At 32.0% G+C, this 1,403-nt stretch carries 1 protein-coding gene and 1 pseudogene; both read left to right on the top strand.

Annotation, left to right across the window (positions count from 1 at the left end; translation table 11 throughout):
* Nucleotides 1–91: 91 nt before the first annotated feature.
* Complete coding sequence (locus tag HMPREF0631_RS04210; protein WP_002843665.1) at nucleotides 92–703, top strand: class I SAM-dependent methyltransferase; 612 nt, start codon at nucleotides 92–94, stop codon at nucleotides 701–703.
* A gap of 115 nt (nucleotides 704–818) precedes the next feature.
* Nucleotides 819–1,403 (top strand): annotated as a pseudogene (locus HMPREF0631_RS10490) (IS30 family transposase); the annotation flags it as partial.

Genomic DNA, 1,403 nt, shown 5'->3' with positions numbered 1-1,403 from the left:
ACTTGACACTGTCCGGATAGGATATAATATTGAATAAATATAAAATTTATGCTAGAATAAAAATGATAATAGCTATCGATAGGAGATGGAAATGTTAAAAAAATTTTTTGAAAATGTAAAAAATCCGAAAAACAATTTCGGCGGTCGCTTTATGGTGAAAGGAATGAACATTGGTCACGAAAAATTGGCGAAATGGGGCAGATCCTTTTTAGATATTAAAAGCTCGGATGTAGTTTTAGATCTAGGATGTGGCGGTGGACGTAATGTTCAATACTTCTTAACAAAGGCTAAAAAAGTATATGGAATGGACTATTCTAAAACAAGTGTAGATATCGCAAGTTCAGTAAATAGCGAAGCTATAAGAGATGGCAAGTGTAAAATTATTGAAGCAGACGTTGCTAAACTACCTTTTGAAGATGAATCCATAAATATAGTAACTGCCTTTGAAACCATTTATTTTTGGAAGAATATAGAAGTACCTTTTAGGGAAATCCATCGTGTTCTAGTTAAGAACGGTCAGTTTCTAATATGCAACGAAGGAGCATATAGAGAACATAAGAATATAAAAAAATGGGCGGATATGTTAGAATTTGAAGTGTATTCCCCCAAATATCTCACCGAAACATTGACTAAGATAGGATTTAAATGCGAATACCATCTAGACGAGAAAGAGCATATAGTATTTTTAGCTAGAAAATTATAAAAAAATTTGGTTGGTTGATTGTATAATCAATTTGTACAACTAAATAAAAAATGATTCATTGCGAATCCTGTGTTAAAATATAAGTCACAACACAAATACATACAGGAGGTCCACAATGAATCAACTTAATTTTAACACAAAAAAGAGAAACTTTAAACACCTAAGTGAGTATGAAAGAGGAGAAATTTATGTCATGATCAAATTAGGTTGCTCAATATATTCTATTGCTAGGCACCTAAAAAGGTCAAGAACCACTATTTACAATGAGCTTAAACGTGGCAGGGTAGAACAGATAAAAAATGGACACAAGGTCACATTATACTACCCCGATGCATGACAAACACAGTATGAAAAAAACAGAAAAAATTCAAAAAAGAAGTTCAAGGTATTAGAATGTGTAGATTTTATCAAGTTTGTAGAGAAATCATTTAAGGAACGGTACTGGTCTTTAGATGAGTGTTATGGTAGAGCAAAGTCAGAGAAAATATTCAAAAATATGGTATGCACAAAGACACTATACAATTATGTTGAACTAGGTATTTTGAATATAAAAAATACTGACCTGCCTCAGAGGCTTAAAAGATTACAAAAGTCTACAAGAATTCGCATAAACAAGAGAAAGCTTGGAAAATCAATATCTCAAAGACCAAAACATATAGAGCACAGAAAAGAATTTGGTCATTGGGAAATAGACACTGTG

It is taken from the genome of Peptostreptococcus anaerobius 653-L, from assembly GCF_000178095.1.
In the GTDB taxonomy this organism is placed as follows: Bacteria; Bacillota; Clostridia; order Peptostreptococcales; family Peptostreptococcaceae; genus Peptostreptococcus; species Peptostreptococcus anaerobius.
Note: the sequence above shows the minus strand (reverse complement) of the source record. Positions and strands in the feature narration are given on the sequence as shown.